Source organism: Pseudomonas sp. GW458-11-26-14-LB4 (genome assembly GCF_059423925.1).
Window position 1 is genome coordinate 96,778 of record NZ_JBWKYU010000007.1, and the last position, 18,610, is coordinate 115,387.

Annotated in this window: 14 protein-coding genes; 7 read left to right on the forward strand and 7 right to left on the reverse strand. The window is 60.4% G+C overall.

Translation table 11 applies throughout. The annotated features are described in order from the left end of the window. Positions 1-30: 30 nt before the first annotated feature. On the reverse strand, positions 31-1,425 hold the full coding sequence (locus AC07XZ_RS11355; protein WP_039770582.1) for a class II fumarate hydratase: 1,395 nt from the start codon (positions 1,423-1,425) through the stop codon (positions 31-33). A gap of 193 nt (positions 1,426-1,618) precedes the next feature. On the opposite strand from AC07XZ_RS11355, the gene AC07XZ_RS11360 reads away from it, so the two are divergent. The 5 genes from AC07XZ_RS11360 (at position 1,619) to AC07XZ_RS11380 (ending at position 5,956) form a co-directional block, all read left to right on the forward strand. Further along, on the forward strand, positions 1,619-2,137 hold the full coding sequence (locus tag AC07XZ_RS11360) for a DUF2059 domain-containing protein (protein WP_007950895.1): 519 nt from the start codon (positions 1,619-1,621) through the stop codon (positions 2,135-2,137). A 12-nt stretch (positions 2,138-2,149) separates the two neighbouring features. Then, complete coding sequence (locus AC07XZ_RS11365; RefSeq protein WP_007950896.1) at positions 2,150-2,449, forward strand: BolA family protein; 300 nt, start codon at positions 2,150-2,152, stop codon at positions 2,447-2,449. A gap of 117 nt (positions 2,450-2,566) precedes the next feature. Then, entirely contained in the window at positions 2,567-3,508 is a 942-nt protein-coding gene (gene trhO / locus AC07XZ_RS11370) for an oxygen-dependent tRNA uridine(34) hydroxylase TrhO (protein WP_102686486.1), read from the forward strand. 35 nt (positions 3,509-3,543) lie between these two features. After that, positions 3,544-4,146, forward strand: a complete 603-nt coding sequence (locus AC07XZ_RS11375; RefSeq protein ID WP_173892749.1) for a DsbA family protein — start codon at positions 3,544-3,546, stop codon at positions 4,144-4,146. Continuing rightward, entirely contained in the window at positions 4,139-5,956 is a 1,818-nt protein-coding gene (locus AC07XZ_RS11380) for an ABC transporter ATP-binding protein (RefSeq protein ID WP_102686484.1), read from the forward strand. Before AC07XZ_RS11375 ends, AC07XZ_RS11380 begins: the two co-directional genes overlap by 8 nt. A gap of 1 nt (position 5,957) precedes the next feature. Here AC07XZ_RS11380 and AC07XZ_RS11385 read toward each other — a convergent pair whose 3' ends face one another. Next, a complete protein-coding gene (locus tag AC07XZ_RS11385) occupies positions 5,958-10,112 on the reverse strand; it encodes a hypothetical protein (protein ID WP_102686483.1) in 4,155 nt (1,384 codons plus the stop codon). A gap of 220 nt (positions 10,113-10,332) precedes the next feature. Here AC07XZ_RS11385 and AC07XZ_RS11390 point away from each other — a divergent pair, with 220 nt between their 5' ends. Both AC07XZ_RS11390 and AC07XZ_RS11395 read left to right on the forward strand, forming a co-directional pair. Then, complete coding sequence (locus AC07XZ_RS11390; protein WP_085745018.1) at positions 10,333-12,795, forward strand: EAL domain-containing protein; 2,463 nt, start codon at positions 10,333-10,335, stop codon at positions 12,793-12,795. A gap of 46 nt (positions 12,796-12,841) precedes the next feature. Then, complete coding sequence (locus AC07XZ_RS11395; RefSeq protein ID WP_007950902.1) at positions 12,842-13,636, forward strand: iron-containing redox enzyme family protein; 795 nt, start codon at positions 12,842-12,844, stop codon at positions 13,634-13,636. A gap of 63 nt (positions 13,637-13,699) precedes the next feature. Here AC07XZ_RS11395 and AC07XZ_RS11400 read toward each other — a convergent pair whose 3' ends face one another. From AC07XZ_RS11400 to AC07XZ_RS11420, 5 genes are all read right to left on the reverse strand, one after another. Further along, complete coding sequence (locus AC07XZ_RS11400; protein WP_102686482.1) at positions 13,700-14,626, reverse strand: GGDEF domain-containing protein; 927 nt, start codon at positions 14,624-14,626, stop codon at positions 13,700-13,702. A 362-nt stretch (positions 14,627-14,988) separates the two neighbouring features. After that, on the reverse strand, positions 14,989-15,729 hold the full coding sequence (locus AC07XZ_RS11405; protein ID WP_085745015.1) for a YciK family oxidoreductase: 741 nt from the start codon (positions 15,727-15,729) through the stop codon (positions 14,989-14,991). A gap of 80 nt (positions 15,730-15,809) precedes the next feature. Continuing rightward, positions 15,810-16,481, reverse strand: a complete 672-nt coding sequence (gene mupP, locus AC07XZ_RS11410; protein ID WP_085745014.1) for an N-acetylmuramic acid 6-phosphate phosphatase MupP — start codon at positions 16,479-16,481, stop codon at positions 15,810-15,812. Positions 16,482-16,485: 4 nt separating this feature from the next. Then, the gene (ubiG, locus tag AC07XZ_RS11415) at positions 16,486-17,184 is read right to left on the reverse strand and encodes a bifunctional 2-polyprenyl-6-hydroxyphenol methylase/3-demethylubiquinol 3-O-methyltransferase UbiG (RefSeq protein ID WP_007950906.1); all 699 of its coding nucleotides are present in this window, start codon (positions 17,182-17,184) and stop codon (positions 16,486-16,488) included. A gap of 58 nt (positions 17,185-17,242) precedes the next feature. Further along, entirely contained in the window at positions 17,243-18,577 is a 1,335-nt protein-coding gene (locus tag AC07XZ_RS11420; RefSeq protein WP_007950908.1) for a TRZ/ATZ family hydrolase, read from the reverse strand. Between the last annotated feature and the right edge of the window lie 33 nt (positions 18,578-18,610).

The following is an 18,610-nucleotide window of genomic DNA, read 5'->3' on the forward strand; positions in this document are numbered from 1 at the left end:
CGTGCCGGGCACGGGAAGGATCGGGATGACTCAGCCCTTGGCCCCGGCCTCGATCATGTTCTCCGGCCGCACCCAGGCATCGAACTCTTCATCGGTCAGATAACCCAGCTCCAGCGCCGCTTCGCGCAGAGTCTTGCCTTCGCTGTAGGCCTTCTTGGCAATTTCCGCCGACTTGTCGTAGCCGATGTGCGGGTTCAGCGCCGTTACCAGCATCAGGCCGCGTTCCAGATGTTTCGCCATGACTTCGGCGTCCGGCTCAAGCCCGGCGATGCAATGCTGCTGGAAATTGCTGCAGCCATCGGCCAGCAGGCGGATCGATTGCAGCAGGTTATGGATGATCACCGGTTTGAACACGTTCAGTTGCAGGTGACCCTGACTGGCGGCGATGCCGATCGCCACATCGTTGCCCAGCACCTGACAGGCGAGCATCGACAACGCCTCGCACTGGGTCGGGTTGACCTTGCCGGGCATAATCGAACTGCCCGGTTCGTTGGCCGGCAGGCGCACTTCGGCAAAACCGGCACGCGGACCGGAACCCAGCAGACGCAGGTCGTTGGCGATTTTCATCAGCGCCACGGCGAGGGTTTTCAGGGCACCGGACAGCGTAGTCAGTGGCTCATGGCCGGCGAGGGCGGCGAACTTGTTCGGTGCGGTGACGAACGGCAGGCCGGACAACGCCGCCAGTTCAGCGGCAATCGCTTCGCCGAAACCGTGCGGCGAGTTGAGCCCGGTGCCGACCGCGGTGCCGCCCTGCGCCAGTTCGCAGACTGCCGGCAGCGCCGCGCGAATTGCCCGTTCGGCGTAATCCAGCTGCGCTATGAAACCGGAAATCTCCTGGCCGAAGGTGATCGGCGTGGCGTCCATCATGTGGGTGCGACCGGTTTTCACCAGTTTCATGTGTCGCGCCGACAGTTCGGCCAGGCCGCCCGACAGCTCGGCGATCGCCGGCAACAGTTGGGTCTGCACCGCTTGCGCAGTGGCGATGCTCATGGCGGTGGGGAAGCAGTCGTTGGAGCTCTGCGAGCGGTTGACGTGATCGTTGGGGTGCACCGGCGTCTTGCCGCCGCGCGGGTTGCCGGCCAGTTCGTTGGCGCGGCCGGCAATCACTTCGTTGGCGTTCATGTTGCTTTGGGTGCCGCTGCCGGTCTGCCAGACCACCAGCGGGAACTGGTCGTCATGCTGGCCGTCGAGCACTTCGTCGGCGGCCTGTTCGATCAGGCGGGCGATGTCGGCAGGCAGATCGCCGTTGCGGTCGTTAACCCGGGCCGCGGCTTTCTTGATCAGGGCCAGGGCGTGCAGTACCGGCAAGGGCATGCGTTCCTGACCGATGGCGAAGTTGATCAGCGAGCGTTGCGTCTGAGCGCCCCAGTAAGCGTCGTCCGGGACCTCGATCTGGCCCAGGCTGTCGGTTTCGATACGGCTCATCGTGCACACTCCTGTTGGTCTGTTTGCGCAGTTTAGGCCGGTGTCGGCCCGGGTGGTTCCATCCGGTCGATTGTTGACCGGCAAATCCCCGCCAATCAAGCACGGCAAGGCCCGGGGGTTGAGCCGCAGCGTTATTCAGGCGCAGAATGGTTGCCCTTGGGGTTTTACCTCGCCTAGCTGAAAAGGAAACTCGATGACTCGTCTTCGTGCCATCTGCACCGCGGTTGCCCTGGTTTGCGCCAGCGGCCAGGTGCTTGCCGATACCGCCAGCCACAACGCCAGTGCCGAAGCTTTCCTGACCCTGGCGCACGCTGACAAGCTGGGCACTCCGGTGTACATGCAGGTTCAGCAGATGTTCGCCCAGCGTTTTGAACAGACCAAGGCGCCGGAATCCAAGAAAGCCGTCCTGGATACCTATCAGGCCAAGGCCAACGCCGCTCTGGACCAGGCCATTGGCTGGAACAAGCTGAAACCGGACATGGTCAAGCTCTACACCAGCAACTTCAGCGAATCCGAGCTGAAAGACCTGGTTGCGTTCTACCAGTCGCCACTGGGCAAGAAAGTCCTGGAAAAAATGCCGCAGCTGACCCAGCAATCGGCCCAGATGACCCAGGCCAAACTGGAAAGCGCCGTACCGGTGGTCAACAAGCTGCTGGACGACATGACCAACGAGCTGGCACCGAAAGGCGCAGCGCCGGCCAAGAAGAAGTAAGCGGAGTTCGTGATGACCATGCAACAACGCATCGAATCGACGCTGGCGCTGCTTCAGCCTGAGCATCTGCAAGTGCTGGACGAAAGCCACATGCACAGTCGCGGGTTGCAGACCCACTTCAAGGCAGTGGTGGTCAGTGCGCAGTTCGAAGGCCTGAACCGGGTCAAGCGCCACCAGAAAGTCTACGGCACGCTCGGCGAGCTGATGGGCGAGTTCCATGCGTTGGCGCTGCACACCTACACCCCGCAGGAATGGGCAGAGACAGGCGTCGCTCCGGCGTCGCCGACCTGTGCCGGCGGCAGCAAGCATTGAGCCTTGCAGCAATGAACTGAGGTTTTTTGCTAGAATCCGCAACGCGCCGCTCACCCGGCGCGTTTTTTTTCGCATCCGGTTCACCCTTTACGAGGGTAGCCACCTGGAGAAATACCCATGACACAACCGATTGTCGTGGCGGCACTGTACAAGTTCGTCACCCTCGAAGATTACGTCAACCTGCGCGAGCCTCTGCTGCAAGCGATGGTCGACAACGGCATCAAAGGCACCCTGCTGATCGCCGAAGAAGGCATCAACGGCACGGTTTCCGGCAGCCGCGAAGGCATCGACGGCCTGCTGGCCTGGCTGCGCAACGATCCGCGCATGGTCGATATCGATCACAAGGAATCGTACTGCGACGAGCAGCCGTTCTATCGCACCAAGGTCAAGCTCAAGAAAGAGATCGTGACCCTGGGCGTCGAAGGCGTCGACCCGAACAAGAAGGTCGGCACCTACGTCGAACCGCGGGACTGGAACGCGCTGATCAGCGACCCGGAAGTGCTGCTGATCGACACCCGCAACGATTACGAAGTCTTGATCGGCACTTTCGAAGGCGCCATCGATCCGAAAACCACCAGTTTTCGCGAATTCCCCGACTACATCAAAGAACACTTCGATCCGGCCGTGCACAAGAAGGTCGCGATGTTCTGCACCGGCGGCATTCGCTGCGAAAAAGCCTCGAGCTACATGCTCGGCGAAGGTTTCGAAGAGGTTTACCACCTCAAGGGCGGGATCCTGAAGTACCTCGAAGAAGTGCCGCAGGAAGAGACCAAATGGCAGGGCGACTGCTTCGTCTTCGACAACCGCGTGACCGTGCGCCATGACCTGAGCGAAGGCGACTACGATCAGTGCCATGCCTGCCGCACCCCGGTCAGCGTTGAAGATCGCGCCTCCGAGCATTACGTGGCTGGCATCAGCTGCCCGCACTGCTGGGACACCCTGAGCGAGAAGACTCGCCGCAGTGCGATCGACCGCCAGAAACAGATCGAACTGGCAAAAGCGCGCAACATGCCGCACCCGATCGGCTACAACTATAAGCAAGCATCCACCGAGGCTTAATCATGTCTGCACGCCTGCTCTATGTGATGGATCCGATGTGTTCGTGGTGCTGGGGATTTGCCCCGGTCGCCAAGGCATTGGTGGAGCAGGCGCAGGCAGCCGGGGTGGAACTGCACCTGGTGGTCGGCGGGTTGCGCACCGGCAGCGGTGCAGCACTTGAACCCACCACCCGGCGCTACATTCTCGAACACTGGCAGGCGGTCACCGAGGCCACCGGCCAGCCGTTCAAGCTGGAAGGCGCGTTGCCGGACGGCTTTGTCTACGACACCGAACCTGCCTGCCGGGCCATCGTCACCGCGCGCAGCCTGGCGCCGGATTGCGCGTGGAAACTGGTCGGGTTGATCCAGCACGCGTTCTACGCCGAAGGTCGCGATGTCACCCAGGCCAGCGTTCTGGTGGAGCTGGCAGAGCAGGCCGGCGTCCCGCGCATCGAATTTGCCGCCCTGTTCGATCATGCCGATCAACACAAGGCGACCCAGGCCGATTTCAGTTGGGTGCGGGATCTGGGCATCGCCGGATTCCCGACCCTGCTCGCAGAACGCAACGGCCAACTGGCGTTGCTGACCAACGGCTACCAGCCGCTCAGTGAACTGTCACCGCTGCTCGGTCGATGGCTGGAGCGCGCGGCCTGTGTCTGACCCGGCCGATGACACGCCAGCCGTCAAGCGTGTCGACCGGCTGAGCTGGGCTGAAGTCCGGCGACTGGCACTTCATCACAAAAAATCCCTGTGGATCGCCAACGGCGTGGCCGTACTGGCGACGCTGTGCAGCGTGCCGATTCCTCTGCTGTTGCCGTTGCTGGTGGACGAAGTCCTGCTCGGCCACGGCGATGCCGCGCTGAAAGTCATGAACCACGTGCTGCCCTCAATGTGGCAGCAAGCGGCGGGCTACATCGGCCTGATGCTGGTGGTGACGCTGACCTTGCGCTGCAGCGCCCTGTGTTTTGGCGTGTTGCAGGCGCGGTTGTTTGCGCGGCTGGCCAAGGACATCGTTTATCGCATTCGCGTGCGTTTGATTGAACGACTCAAACGGATCTCCCTCGGCGAATACGAAAGCCTCGGTAGCGGCACGGTTACCACGCACCTGGTCACCGACCTCGACACCCTCGACAAGTTTGTCGGCGAAACCCTCAGCCGTTTCCTGGTGGCGATACTGACGCTGGTCGGCACCGCCAGCATCCTGATGTGGATGCACTGGAAACTGGCGCTGCTGATCCTGCTGTTCAACCCGCTGGTGATCTACGCCACGGTGCAGTTGGGCAAACGGGTCAAGCACCTGAAGAAACTGGAGAACGACAGCACCTCGCGCTTCACCCAGGCGCTGAGCGAAACCCTCGATGCGATCCAGGAAGTGCGCGCTGGCAACCGGCAGGGCTTCTTCCTCGGACGGTTGGGTCTGCGTGCGCAGGAAGTGCGCAACTACGCGGTTAACTCGCAGTGGAAGACCGATGCGTCGAACCGCGCCAGTGGTCTGCTGTTCCAGTTCGGCATCGATATTTTCCGCGCGGCGGCCATGTTGACGGTGTTGTTCTCCGACCTGTCGATCGGCCAGATGCTCGCGGTGTTCAGCTACCTGTGGTTCATGATCGGCCCGGTCGAACAACTGCTGAACCTGCAGTACGCCTATTACGCGGCGGGCGGTGCGCTGTCGCGGATCAACGAACTGCTGGCCCGCGCCGACGAGCCGCAATACCCCGGCGGCGTCGACCCGTTCAAGGGCCGCGATACCGTCGGGATTCAGGTGCAGGGTCTGAGTTTCGGTTACGGCGACGACCTGGTGCTGGATCAGTTGAACCTGTCCATCGCGCCGGGCGAGAAAGTGGCGATTGTCGGCGCCAGTGGCGGCGGCAAAAGTACCCTCGTTCAATTGCTGCTGGGCCTTTACACACCGCTGGCCGGGACGATCCGTTTCGGCGGATCGACCCAGCAGGAAATCGGCCTGGAAACGGTCCGGGAAAACGTGGCTGTGGTGTTGCAACATCCGGCGCTGTTCAACGACACCGTACGCGCCAACCTGACCATGGGCCGCACCCGCAGCGATGAAGCCTGCTGGCAGGCACTGGAAATCGCCCAGCTCGAACCCACCATCCGCGCCTTGCCGGACGGGCTGGACAGCATCGTCGGCCGCGCCGGCGTGCGTCTGTCCGGCGGTCAGCGCCAGCGTCTGGCCATCGCGCGGATGATCCTCGCCGAACCCAAAGTGGTGATCCTCGACGAAGCGACGTCAGCCCTCGACGCCGCCACCGAATACAACCTGCACCAGGCCATGGCGCGCTTTCTCCATGGCCGCACCACGCTGATCATCGCCCACCGCCTGTCAGCGGTGAAGCAGGCGGATCGGGTGCTGGTGTTCGACGGCGGGCAAGTGGCCGAAGACGGCGACCACCAGCAACTGATTGCCGATGGCGGGTTGTACGCCAAGCTTTATGGGCATTTGCAGAGGTTGTAGATCATTTCCATAGCACCTCCAGTGCGTTGGCCGTGCCGTCGTAGCCAAACTCTTTGACGATCACTGAACAACTGGTGCATGGAGGCATGGTTGTAGCCACGTCGACCGAAGCGATCATGTGGTTTTCGGGGTATTTCTTGCGAAGCACACTGATCAGTTTGGCCTCGCTGTCCAGAGAGGTCGGCCGACGGGTCAGCGCAGGCGTGTAGGTGTCGATGTCCTTTATCGTATGGGGAATCGCCACTAATTGCCCTTTGCTCGAGACTTCCAGTGAGGTTCTGTTGAAGGTCTGGTCGAACTCGATATTGAAGTAGGTGGTGTCGCCGATGATCACTTTGTCCGGCGCGAATGGAGGCTTGAACAAAGGCAGTTCCCCGGTCAGTCCTTGCGCTCCGGAAACGCTGACATACACCTCGCGCTTGCCGGTTGAAGTCAGGATGTCGGCGTAGGCGATGTTTCTCGGATTCTGTCCCTGTAAACGAGACGGGAGCAGCGCCTGCAACTTGTCCATTGTCCGATTGATTTTCAGGTCGGCGCTTTGTTGGATATTGATGGTTTTCTCGCAAAACAGCGTATCGAAGATATCGGCGGTTCGTTGGCGAAAGCTGTCTGAAGCATCCCTGCTACGTGACCAGGATGCTGCACCGTCCGGCAGCCGGTTGACGATCATGCGTGTGGAATGATCGAACAACACCGCTTCACCGGGGCTGGTATCGACTTTAAGCAGTTTGAGCGTGTCGGGCGGGTTCGCATGACCACCAATGCGAATGGCAATTTTCTCCATGGTTTCGAGGGCGCGTTCTACGGCTGGAATACCGTAGATTCTCGCCATGTTGTTGGCATTGAGAGACCCGGTGTACACCGTCATCAGCTCACCCTTCAGATTGGCAGGCAGGGTATTGGCCTTGCGCAGCGTCAACGGAGTGGTGAGGCTCTGACCTTTGGGCAGTTCGGCGATGTAGAAGGATCCGGCGTCCAGTCGGGTGAACACATAGTGCCTTGAGTCGTCGATAGCGGGGACGATGATGGCGCCGGCCTCGAAGGTGTCGAACTGATTCCGGGTGCCGAAGGGGATATCCACTTTGATCCTCCCGTAAATCCCTTTTTGAAACGCTATCACCGCCGGGTGTCTGCTTTTCTTTTTCAGGAACTCGAGCAGCATCGCTCGACCCGCTGTGGCCGGGGTGTAAATGCTGTCCCCGAACCAGGGTGCCCAGCCTTTATCCGTGTCGTAAGTGCCGTTGGCTGGCGTGGGGGCCGGATTGCGGGTGACATAGCTCGTTTTACAGGCGTCCGACCCCGGCATGCGCCGCACTCTGCAGGGCAGGGCTTTGAGTAGCGACTGATCATCGATCAGGTCGGCGCGGCGCAGTTGGTTGCCGTCCGGTCGATAAGGGATGTCATCAATCAGCAGCGTGGTTCGACCATCGACCTCAAGCACTTCACGAACATGGGCGTGTTCTGGAACTTGCGCAACGACGTGGGTTTCGCTCGGGGGCAATGTCTTGAAGCCGGATCGACCTTGCGTGAGATTTTTGCCGTTGTTGCGCAGGCGCGGGCCGTAGGGCAGGGAGGTCATCGGGTCGACCAGATGAAAGCGTTCCAGTCCCGAAGAATCTGTATGGCGCAGGAGTACATCATCAATACCGTTGACCGTCGCGAGCTGATCACCGTTCGTCAGCGGCTTCCAGTCCCCGGGATCGATGGCTTGTGGCAGATTCTGGACCAAGCGGAAGCCATCGGCCTTTCCCGTCAGTTTTCTGATGCCGACAACGCTCACTCCGCCGATGAAGAGCAGCCCTTTTCCGGCACCGCTTCCCAGACCCTTGAGCAGCGAGGGAATACCGTCCAGTGGGTTGAGGTTTGCCAGTGAGCGGGTGAGGAGTTGGCGGGCCAATGTCGAAAACGGCGGCAGCGTTGCATTGACGACCATGCGAGTGGTGCCGGCAGCGGCGCGGAGCAGGCGCACCGAACCCGAGATGAATTTGCCGATCGGGCAAAGGAACGAAGCCAGGTCGAACAGGAGTCCGATTCCGCCCAGGGCTTTGCTTTTGACATCGTCGGAGAGCAGGTCCTCGATACTGCCCCAGAAAGGAACGAACCCTTTGATGATCGTCACGAATACTTCCAGCCGTTTCTCGATCTTCGCCCTGTGGCTGTCGAAGATTGTCATGCCTCGGGCTTGCTGGCGCAGGTGTTCTTCATCAACGTAGAGGTAGTTTGTCGCGATGTAGTTGGCCAGTGCGTCCAGTCGTGATGTCAGCGTCGCAGCATCGGTCCCGGTACCCATGGAGGCTGCGGCTATAGTGCCCACGGTGTCGAGGTAGCCGATGTAGGCCCCCCGGGCGGCAGGTGTCCTGCCGTGGAGATGGGCCGACCAGTCGAGCAGCAACGAAGTACTGATGTCACGCTCGGGTGAATAGGTTTGCCCGGGGATGGTGGCGTGCAAGGCAAACTCGGTCCGAACGCCATTGACGGTTGAAAACCTCAAGGTGGGTCGAAGGCGAATGACGCCGGCACTCGGGATCAGCTCGTAGTAGGCAATATTTCCCTGGTGGGTCACTTTTATAACGAAGCCCTTCCTGGCCCGGGTCAGATCCGGCGGTTCGTTGGGTACTGATTTTCGACGCATCCCCAACAACTCGATTTCACCCATTGCCAATGCCTGACGTTCGCTCGCTGGCAGTGAAGTCAGCAAGCTGGCGATCAAGGTCTGATAGGGCGGCCTGATCGTCGCCAGATATTGGTTGAAGGCGCTTTCAAACTGCGCATTGATATCCGGCAAGGATTTGCCGGCCCAGCTGTAGTCATCTGCATTTACCCGTTCATAACCACCCCGCGAGTTTTCACGCTCGGCGTAGAGGACGCGCTGCTCATCCAGCCGGAGTGCTGTGGTGGATCGCGTTTTGCCGTCGGGCATGGAGACAATCCATCGCTTTTCGCCATCGAGTTGGCCGTCTGCATAGACATCCAGAAAGTCGTGGCCCTGCTGATTCTTCTGGTCCAGTGGTGCTCTTGAATGACTATGGCTCGGATCGGCAGACATCAACTTGCGTCCGTCCTTGTTGAATGTAAAACCACTGAACCGGTCAGCCAGCACCTCCCTGGCCATCTGTATCCGGTCAGGCGGGGTTGAATCCAGCGTCATCACGGCCTTGTTCAGGTTTTCGCTTTGTTCTTCCAGTGCAGTCAGCGCTCGCTTGATGTCTTCCTGATCGTGACCGGATGCCGCTCGCGCCGGGATGACGCCAGTGCACACCGCCCATTCAAGGGCGGGGCCTATTCGCAGTCGTGCAATTGTTTCCAGCTCTGCGGGGGAGGCGCCAGTACTGCGTTCCAGAGGCAAACTGACCAGTTGCTGGAAAGACAAGGGTTGCGACTGATCCAGGCCAAGCACCTCGGCCAGCAGCACGCCGTGCATGAAGTTCACCCACACGATCGACGTCTTGTAACGAAGCTCGGGCGGGATATCGCGCACGGCAAAGTCTTTCGACAGGCGATGTTGAAACATCTGGGCCAGCAGGATCGCCTCTTTGGTAGTGGCAACCCGTCGGGTTCGCAGCAAATGCTGTTCGAAATCGCGGCGCAGGGTCTGGTAGCTTTTGCCCCAGTGAGCAGGGTCTTGCCAGTGGAATCCGGCGAGCTCCTGCGACTCGTCGGGAGACAGCGCATGCAAATGCAGGCAGATGGCTTTGCATGACAACTGATAGCGCACGGACGGCGGCGTCTGTTCGCCCGGGGATGCACCGAACCATTTGAGCCTTTTCAGCAGCCTTTCTGTCAGGTCCAGTGATTCGGGGGAATTCAGTACTCGCTGGAGGAAAACCGAAGGGGTCGCGCGCAGTTCGTCCGTGTCGGCGAGCCGCAGGATATCGCCACTCAAATGACGGATCAGCGAAGGTTTGCCGATCAAAAAGGTTTTGACCGTGTCGAGCATTCGTCCATTGATGCGTTGTGCCATGTACTGTTCGAGGGTCATGGCGGGTGCAATAGCCGGTGTTGCGACTCGGGCTGCCTTGAACCTTTTGCGGTCCCGGCCGGTCGGTTGGGGAATCAGGGATTCGATATCCGGGCCGGTATCCAGTCCAAGCGCCTCGATGGCGCTGGTTTCTGCGGTTGTCGATAAGTCGGTTGAAGCTGAAAACGTCGAGGGCATATCACACTCCTTGTGAAGGCATTCCCGTTACAGAGGGTTGGATGCCTGAAGTGCCCAGTAGATCGATGCCGCCAGCGACCGTGGCTGTACATATGTCTATCCGGCGTTTGTCCTGAACTGAGGCGGATCCGCCGCTTGCCGGAACCCCGAACGCCTCCTAGTCTTTGGGGGTTGGTCTGATAGAGACGGACAATCAGGCAGTGACCACGCAAGGAACTCCATGAAGCAAAAGCGGACTCTCGGAACGCCTCGGTTGCTGGGCATCGTCTGGCCATTTATCGCCGTCGTGTTGTTTCAAGCCTTGTTGGGGGGCGTGAGTCTTTACGTCCTGTCGGCCGTTCGCGGCTATGTCGCTGGTGAAAGCCTTTGGTCCAAGGGCCAGAAAGACGCGATCTATTACCTCAATCTCTACGCGGACAGTCGCGACGAGGCGATTTACCTTAAATACCAGAACGCCATTGCCGTGCCTCAGGGCGGCCATCAATTGCGCCTGGCGCTGGACAAGCAACCGCCCGACCTGCAAGCGGCGCGTGAGGGCATTCTCAAGGGCGGTAACCATCCGGACGACGTTTCCAGTCTGATCTGGCTGTACCTGAACTTTCGTCACTTCAGTTATCTGGAAACCGCCATCGACCGCTGGACGCTGGGCGACGCCTATCTGGTGGAACTCGACGGCGTGGCGCAGGAGATGCATCAGCGCATCACCGCCAATGCCGCCACCGAAGCCGATATCCGCCGCTGGAAAGACCGGATCTTTGCGATCAATGACGGCGTGACCCCGGCCGCCAAGGCGTTCAGCGATGCCTTGGGTGAAGGTTCGCGGATGATCCTGCGCCTGCTGCTGTTCACCAACCTCGCCACTGCGCTGGGCCTGATCGTGCTGGCGCTGCTGCGCACCCGCAAACTGCTCAAGCAGCGACATGCCTTCGCCGAAGCGCTGCAACTGGAAAAGGACCGGGCCCATGTGACCCTGCACTCGATCGGCGACGGGGTGATCACCACCGACGTCAGCGGGGCGATCGATTACATGAACCCGGCCGCCGAGGCGTTGACTCACTGGAAGGCCGAGCAGGCTGCCGGTCTGCCCTTGGCGGCGCTGTTCAACCTGCTGGATGACAATGCCCAGAGCGAGGGCTTGACCCTGATCGAGCACATTCTCAGTGGCCAGCTCACCGGCGGCAGCGAGCATTCGAAGCTGATCCAGCGGCTGGACGGCAGCACCGTGTCGGTGACGCTGGTCGGTGCGCCGATCCGCAATGCCGGCAAGGTCAGCGGTACGGTGCTGGTGCTGCATGACATGACTCAGGAGCGGCAATACATCGCCAATCTGTCGTGGCAGGCCACCCACGATGCGCTGACCGGCCTGGCCAACCGTCGCGAGTTCGAATACCGGCTCGAACAGGCCCTGCACAACCTGACGCGGCAGGCCGGGCGACATGCGCTGATGTTCCTCGATCTGGATCAGTTCAAGCTGGTCAACGACACCTGCGGGCACGCGGCAGGCGATGAGTTGCTGCGCCATATCTGCGCGTTGCTGCAATCGGGCTTGCGTGAGGGCGACACGCTGGCGCGGCTGGGCGGCGACGAGTTCGGCATCCTGCTGGAGAACTGCGCACCGGAGGCGGCCGAGAAGATCGCCGAGAGCCTGCGTCAGACCGTGCAAAACCTGCATTTCGTCTGGAAGGGGCGGCCGTTCCTGACCACCGTCAGCATTGGTCTGGTGCACGTCGCACAGAACCCGACCACCCTCGAGGCCTCGTTGCGGGCCGCCGACATGGCTTGCTACATGGCCAAGGAAAAGGGCCGCAACCGGGTGCAGGTCTACCACGCCGACGACTCGGAACTGTCCCTGCGTTTTGGCGAGATGGCTTGGGTGCAACGCCTGCATATGGCTTTGGAGGAAAACCGCTTCTGTCTCTACGCCCAGGAAATCGCACCACTGGGTTCGGTTGCCGGTGGCACCCGCGGGCACATCGAAATCCTGTTGCGTCTGCACGATGAGGCAGGCCGGATGATCCTGCCGGACAGTTTCATACCGGCGGCGGAACGTTACGGTTTGATGACGTCGCTGGATCGCTGGGTTGTGCAGAATGTATTTAAGGTTATTGCTCAATGTATTAACGAAGAGTGCGAAGGCCCTCTGGCAATGTGTGCGATTAATCTTTCAGGCATTACTATCGGAGATGACGCGTTCTTGCACTTTCTGCGGGAACAGTTTGATAACTACGGCGTACCGCCTGAAATGATTTGTTTTGAAATTACAGAAACCAGTGCCATTGCAAATCTCGGGAGTGCAATCAGATTTATTAATGAACTCAAAGGCTTGGGTTGTTATTTCTCACTCGATGACTTTTGTGCCGGAATGTCTTCATTCGCTTATCTGAAACATTTGCCTGTAGACTTCCTGAAGATCGACGGGAGTTTCGTAAAGGATATGCTGGACGACCCGATTAACCGTGCAATGGTCGAAGTGATCAATCACATCGGGCATGTCATGGGTAAGCAGACAATTGCCGAGTTTGTCGAAACAGCGCAGATCGAGCAGGCATTGCTTGAAATCGGCGTGGATTACGCTCAGGGTTATGTCATCGAACGCCCGCAGTTGTTTACCTGTGACAGTTTGCAAAGTCGGCCCGCCAGACCGCAGCCGTTGTTATTCAAGGCGCCTGGCACGTTCCGTTGAAGTCTCTTGCCGATCCGTACAATCACAAATCAAAAGGAGCCGAACAGTGATCGACACATTCAACCGAACCGGACCACTCATGGAAGCTGCAAGTTATCCCGCCTGGGCGCAACAGTTGATCCAGGATTGCAGCGAGAGCAAACGCCGGGTTGTCGAACATGAACTTTATCTGCGCATGCGTGATAACAAGCTCAGCGCCAAAACCATGCGCCAGTACCTGATCGGGGGCTGGCCCGTCGTTGAGCAATTCGCGTTGTACATGGCGCAGAACCTCACCAAGACCAAATTCGCCCGTCATCCGGGTGAAGACATGGCGCGGCGCTGGTTGATGCGCAACATTCGCGTCGAACTCAACCACGCCGATTACTGGCTGCACTGGAGCCGGGCCCATGGGGTGAGCCTGGAAGACCTGCAGGCGCAGCAAGTGCCACCGGAATTGCACGCCCTGAGCCACTGGTGCTGGCACACCAGTTCGGCGGATTCACTGATCGTGGCCATCGCGGCCACCAACTACGCCATCGAAGGCGCGACCGGGGAGTGGTCGGCGCTGGTCTGTTCGACGGGTGTCTACGCCGCGGCCTTCCCTGAGGAAGATCGAAAGCGGGCCATGAAATGGCTGAAGATGCACGCCCAGTACGATGATGCCCACCCGTGGGAAGCGCTGGAGATCATCTGCACCCTGGCCGGGTTGAATCCGAGCAAAGCCCTGCAGGCTGAGCTGCGACAGGCCATCTGCAAGAGCTACGACTACATGTACCTGTTCCTCGAGCGCTGCATGCAGCTCGAACTGTCGGAGCGGGTGTTAGTCGGGCGTGAACGTCGGGCGCTGGTCGAGAGCTGATTTCGGCGACATCCATAAAAAAACGGGAGCCCCTTGGCTCCCGTTTTTTGTTGGCGGGAATAATCAGCCCGCCATGGTCAGGCGATTGCGGCCCTCGCGCTTGGCGACATACAGCGCGCTGTCGGCGCGGCGCAGCAGGCTGTCGGCGGATTCGCCCGGCAACAGAGTCGAGCAGCCGAGGCTCACGGTCAGTTCGATCAATTGGTTATTTGCGTAGTAATCCTGGGACTGCGCTGCCTGGCGCAGGCGCTCGCCGACCATGGCGGCCGCATCGCGACCGGTGTTGGACAGCAGGATCAGAAACTCTTCCCCGCCATAACGGAACACCATGTCGACGTTGCGCAACTGACCCTTGATCGATGCCGCCACGGCTTTGAGCACGTCGTCGCCGGCGCTGTGACCATGGAGGTCGTTGACCTGTTTGAAATGATCGATGTCCAGCATCAGCAACGACAGCGGTTGCAGGTGCCGGCGTGACATCTCGATTTCCCGCAGCAGCGTCTGCTCCATGGCAATGCGGTTGCCGGCGCCGGTCAGCGGATCACGCAACGCGCTTTGTGTTGCTGCGCGGTACAGCAGCGCATTGCGCATCGGATACAGCAGCGCAGACAGCAACGATTCGAGATTGCCCAGTTCCTGTTCGCTGAAGCGCTGGTTGCGGCGGAACACCAGCTCACCCATGTGCTCGCCTTCGTGGCTGAGGCTGTAGCTGGCCGAGTGGTGACCGCGGGCACCGAACTCCAGGCGCAGGTCACTGCCATTGTGCACGTAGGTCAAGGCGTCCAGCGGCACCAGGCGCTGAACCTCGCGGAAAAACAGACCGAGGATGCGTTGAGGCTCAAGGCTGGTTTGCAGTTGCAGGCTCATTTGCTGGCGCAATTGCGCCAGGCTGGCAGGTCGCGCCAGGAGAGGTGGCTGCTGACCAAAGCCCAGGCGTTGCAATTTGGCATTGTCGAAGTCAATTGCAGTGGTCTGGGAGGGTGATTTCATATGGCGTGAGCCCCTAAGCAGTAAGTCTGTCTTACAGGCTGGGTGAGAGCGGCTATGGGCTGCGCGTCATACTGATCCATCAGTCCCGTAGGACATTTGGCGTAAGTTTAGTCTGCCCGATGACGATTAGTCAGCTATCGAATCAGGCCTTGCCCGACTGCCTTCACACGGCGTGCTTTGAGGAAATGTAGAGCGAAAGTCGTGCCATACGGTTCATATTTTATTAAAACCGTTGTGGATCAATGGCTTGAGATTTTAACGAAAAGAAGGGCGGTGGTTATTTGACTGAATTTTCCGTGCTCAAAGCGGCAATTGCATGCCGCGACGGTATTCCGCCACGGCAACAAATGCGACGTATGGCATTACTGGGCGTTGAAGGCCTGGCCATTGATACCGGTGCTGTCCGGGCCCATCAGGTACAGATAGACCGGCATGATTTCTTCCGGAGTCGGGTTGTTCAGCGGGTTTTCACCCGGGTAAGCCTGAGCGCGCATGCTGGTGCGAGTGGCGCCCGGGTTGATGCTGTTGGAGCGTACCGGGGCGACGTTTTCGACTTCGTCGGCCAGGGTTTGCATCAGGCCTTCGGTGGCGAACTTCGACACGCCATAGGCGCCCCAGTAAGCACGGCCCTTGCGCCCGACGCTGCTGGAGGTGAAGACCACCGAGGCGTCCTGCGACAGTTTGAGCAGCGGCAGCAGCGTGCTGGTCAGCATGAACATCGCGTTGACGTTGACCTGCATGACGCGCATGAAGTTTTCACCGGACAACTGCTCGATCGGCGTGCGCGGGCCGATGATCGAGGCGTTATGCAGCAGGCCGTCGAGGTGGCCGAACTCGGTCTCGATCATCGCCGCCAGCTCATCGTATTGATGGGGCAGGGCGGTTTCGAGGTTGAACGGGATCACGGCCGGCTGCGGATGCCCGGCTGCTTCGATCTCGTCGTAGACCTGGGTCAGGTTGGCTTCGGTCTTGCCCAATAGCAGCACGGTTGCACCGTGGGCGGCGTAGGCCTTGGCGGCAGCCGCGCCGATGCCACGACCGGCACCGGTGACCAGAATGACCCGATCCTTGAGCAATTCGGGGCGAGCGGAGTAATCAAACATAAGAAACCTCTAATCCATTAACTTCTGATCGTTCCCGCGTCATGCGCGGGAATTCAGCGATGGTCGCTTTGCCGCACCACTCAGCAACTGCAGAGCGCGTTGTCGAGCACCTTGCGCAACTCCAGCGGATGATCCACCACCACGTCCGCGCCCCAGTGCCGAGGGTTGTCGTCGGGGTGGATATAGCCATAGGTCACGGCAGCGGTTTTGGTGCCGGCGTCACGGCCGGATTCGATATCGCGCAGATCATCGCCGATAAACAGAACGGTCGACGGATCCAGATCAAGCATCTTGCAGGCCAGGGTCAGCATCTCGGGATCCGGCTTGCTGTTCTTTACGTGATCCGGGCAGATCAGCAGGGCCGAGCGCTCGGCCAGCCCCAGTTGCTGCATGATCGGCTCGGCGAAGCGCAGCGGCTTGTTGGTGACCACGCCCCAGACCAGATGGGCTTTCTCGATGTCGGCCAGCAATTCGCCCATGCCGTCGAACAGCTTGCTGTGCACGGCACAACCGACGAGGTAGCGCTCAAGGAACTCCAGACGCAATTCCTCGAAGCCCGGCGACTCCGGATCCATCGAGAACGTCACCGCGACCATGGCCTTGGCGCCGCCGGAGATTTCATCGCGGATGTGTTTGTCGTTCATCGGCGGCAAGCCACGATCCGCGCGCATCGCCTGGCAGATGGCGATGAAGTCCGGCGCGGTGTCGAGCAGAGTGCCGTCCATGTCGAAAAGGACTGCTCTGATGGCCATCGGCTTACTCCTCGCGCAGGGTCTGGATCATGTAGTTGACGTCAACGTCCGCCGCCAGCTTGTAGTGCTTGGTCAGCGGGTTGTAGGTCAGGCCGATGATGTCCTTGACGGTCAGGCCGGCCATGCGGCTCCAGGCGCCCAGCTCGGACGGGCGGATGAATTTCTTGAAGTCGTGAGTGCCGCGCGGTAGCAGCTTCATGATGTATTCGGCGCCGACGATGGCGAACAGGTACGCCTTCGGGTTGCGGTTGATGGTGGAGAAGAACACCTGGCCGCCGGGCTTGACCATGCGGAAGCAGGCGCGGATCACCGAGGAAGGGTCCGGTACGTGCTCGAGCATTTCCAGGCAGGTGACGACGTCGAACTGCTCGGGCATTTCTTCGGCCAGGGCTTCGGCGGTGATCTGCCGGTATTCGACGTTCACGCCGGATTCCAGCTGATGCAGTTGCGCGACCGCCAGTGGCGCTTCGCCCATGTCGATGCCGGTCACGGTCGCGCCGCGCTGAGCCATGGCTTCACTGAGGATGCCGCCGCCGCAACCGACGTCGAGGACCTTCTTGCCGGCCAGATTGACGCGTTCGTCAATCCAGTTGACCCGCAGCGGGTTGATGTCGTGCAGCGGTTTGAACTCGCTCTCGCGGTCCCACCAACGATGGGCCAGGGCTTCGAATTTGGCGATTTCGGCGTGGTCGACGTTGCTCATGATTTCAATCCTCTAAAACTTGAAAAGGGCTGTAGCCCCGGAGTTTGCCCCGGGGTGTTTACGATTCGGTGTGGCCGCTGATGCGTCGGCCCCAGGCCCGGGCGGTTTCGCCGAGCTGTTGTTCGTCCAGTCGGGTCAGGCGCCGGTCGTCGAGCAACTGCTTGCCGGCAACCCACAGGTGTTTCACGCAGTCGCGACCGGTGGCGTATATAAGCTGCGAGACCGGGTCATAGACCGGTTGTTGCGCCAGGCCGGACAGGTCGAAGGCGACGATGTCGGCCGCCTTGCCGAGCTCCAGCGAGCCGGTCTCGGCTTCGATCCCCAAGGCTCGCGCGCCGTTCAGCGTGGCCATGCGCAGCGCCCGGTGGGCGTCCAGCGCGGTGGCTGAGCCGGCGACGGCTTTGGCCAACAGAGCGGCAGTGCGGGTTTCACCCAGCAGGTCCAGGTCATTGTTGCTCGCGGCGCCATCGGTGCCGACCGCCACGTTGACTCCGGCCTGCCACAGGCGCTCCACCGGGCAGAAGCCGCTGGCCAGTTTCAGGTTCGACTCCGGGCAGTGGATCACGCTGGTGTTGCTTTCTACCAGCAACGCCAGGTCGTCATCGCTGATCTGGGTCATGTGCACGGCCTGGAAGCGCGGGCCGAGCAGACCGAGGCGACCGAGGCGGGCCAGCGGGCGTTCGCCGCGCTGTTCGACCGCTTGCTGCACTTCGAACGCGGTTTCGTGGACGTGCATGTGGATCGACGCGTCCAGCTCTTCGGCGATCACGCGGATTTTTTCCAGGTTCTCGTCGCCCACGGTGTAGGGTGCATGAGGGCCGAAGGTGATCTTGATGCGCTCGTGATGCTTCAGGTCGCCGAACAGTTCGACGCCCTGACGAATGGCTTCATCGGCGCTGGCGGCACCCGGAATCGGGAAGTCGAGGATCGGAATCGCGATCTGCGCGCGGATTCCGCTGTTGTGCACGCGCTCGCTGGCAACCTTCGGGAAGAAGTACATGTCCGAGAAACAGGTGATGCCACCTTTTATCTGCTCGGCGATGGCCAGATCGGTGCCGTCACGCACAAAATCTTCATCGACCCATTTGCCCTCGGCCGGCCAGATGTGGTTTTCCAGCCAGGTCATCAGCGGCAGATCGTCGGCCAGGCCACGGAACAGGGTCATGGCCGCATGGCCGTGGGCGTTGATCAGGCCGGGGCTGAGCAGAACGTCCGGCAGTTCGCGGACTTCGGCGGCGTTACACTTCAGCGCTTCGGCACGCGGGCCGATAAACACGATGCGACCGTCGCGGATGCCCAGGCCATGCTCCTTGAGCACAACGCCTGCAGGTTCGACGGGTACCAGCCAGGTCGGCAGCAATAATAAGTCGAGCGCAATGGCAGGTTTCGGCATCGAGGGTCGGTTCCAGTGCTTTTGTAAAGGATG

Excerpts from the sequence above, each read along its gene's own strand:
- trhO (WP_102686486.1), top strand. The coding sequence starts at position 2,567 with ATGACACAACCGATTGTCGTGGCGGCACTGTACAAGTTCGTCACCCTC.
- AC07XZ_RS11375 (WP_173892749.1), top strand. The coding sequence starts at position 3,544 with ATGTGTTCGTGGTGCTGGGGATTTGCCCCGGTCGCCAAGGCATTGGTG.
- mupP (WP_085745014.1), bottom strand. The coding sequence starts at position 16,481 with ATGGCCATCAGAGCAGTCCTTTTCGACATGGACGGCACTCTGCTCGAC.
- AC07XZ_RS11355 (WP_039770582.1), bottom strand. The coding sequence starts at position 1,425 with ATGAGCCGTATCGAAACCGACAGCCTGGGCCAGATCGAGGTCCCGGAC.
- ubiG (WP_007950906.1), bottom strand. The coding sequence starts at position 17,184 with ATGAGCAACGTCGACCACGCCGAAATCGCCAAATTCGAAGCCCTGGCC.
- AC07XZ_RS11390 (WP_085745018.1), top strand. The coding sequence starts at position 10,333 with ATGAAGCAAAAGCGGACTCTCGGAACGCCTCGGTTGCTGGGCATCGTC.
- AC07XZ_RS11400 (WP_102686482.1), bottom strand. The coding sequence starts at position 14,626 with ATGAAATCACCCTCCCAGACCACTGCAATTGACTTCGACAATGCCAAA.
- AC07XZ_RS11385 (WP_102686483.1), bottom strand. The coding sequence starts at position 10,112 with ATGCCCTCGACGTTTTCAGCTTCAACCGACTTATCGACAACCGCAGAA.
- AC07XZ_RS11365 (WP_007950896.1), top strand. The coding sequence starts at position 2,150 with ATGACCATGCAACAACGCATCGAATCGACGCTGGCGCTGCTTCAGCCT.
- AC07XZ_RS11405 (WP_085745015.1), bottom strand. The coding sequence starts at position 15,729 with ATGTTTGATTACTCCGCTCGCCCCGAATTGCTCAAGGATCGGGTCATT.
- AC07XZ_RS11420 (WP_007950908.1), bottom strand. The coding sequence starts at position 18,577 with ATGCCGAAACCTGCCATTGCGCTCGACTTATTATTGCTGCCGACCTGG.
- AC07XZ_RS11360 (WP_007950895.1), top strand. The coding sequence starts at position 1,619 with ATGACTCGTCTTCGTGCCATCTGCACCGCGGTTGCCCTGGTTTGCGCC.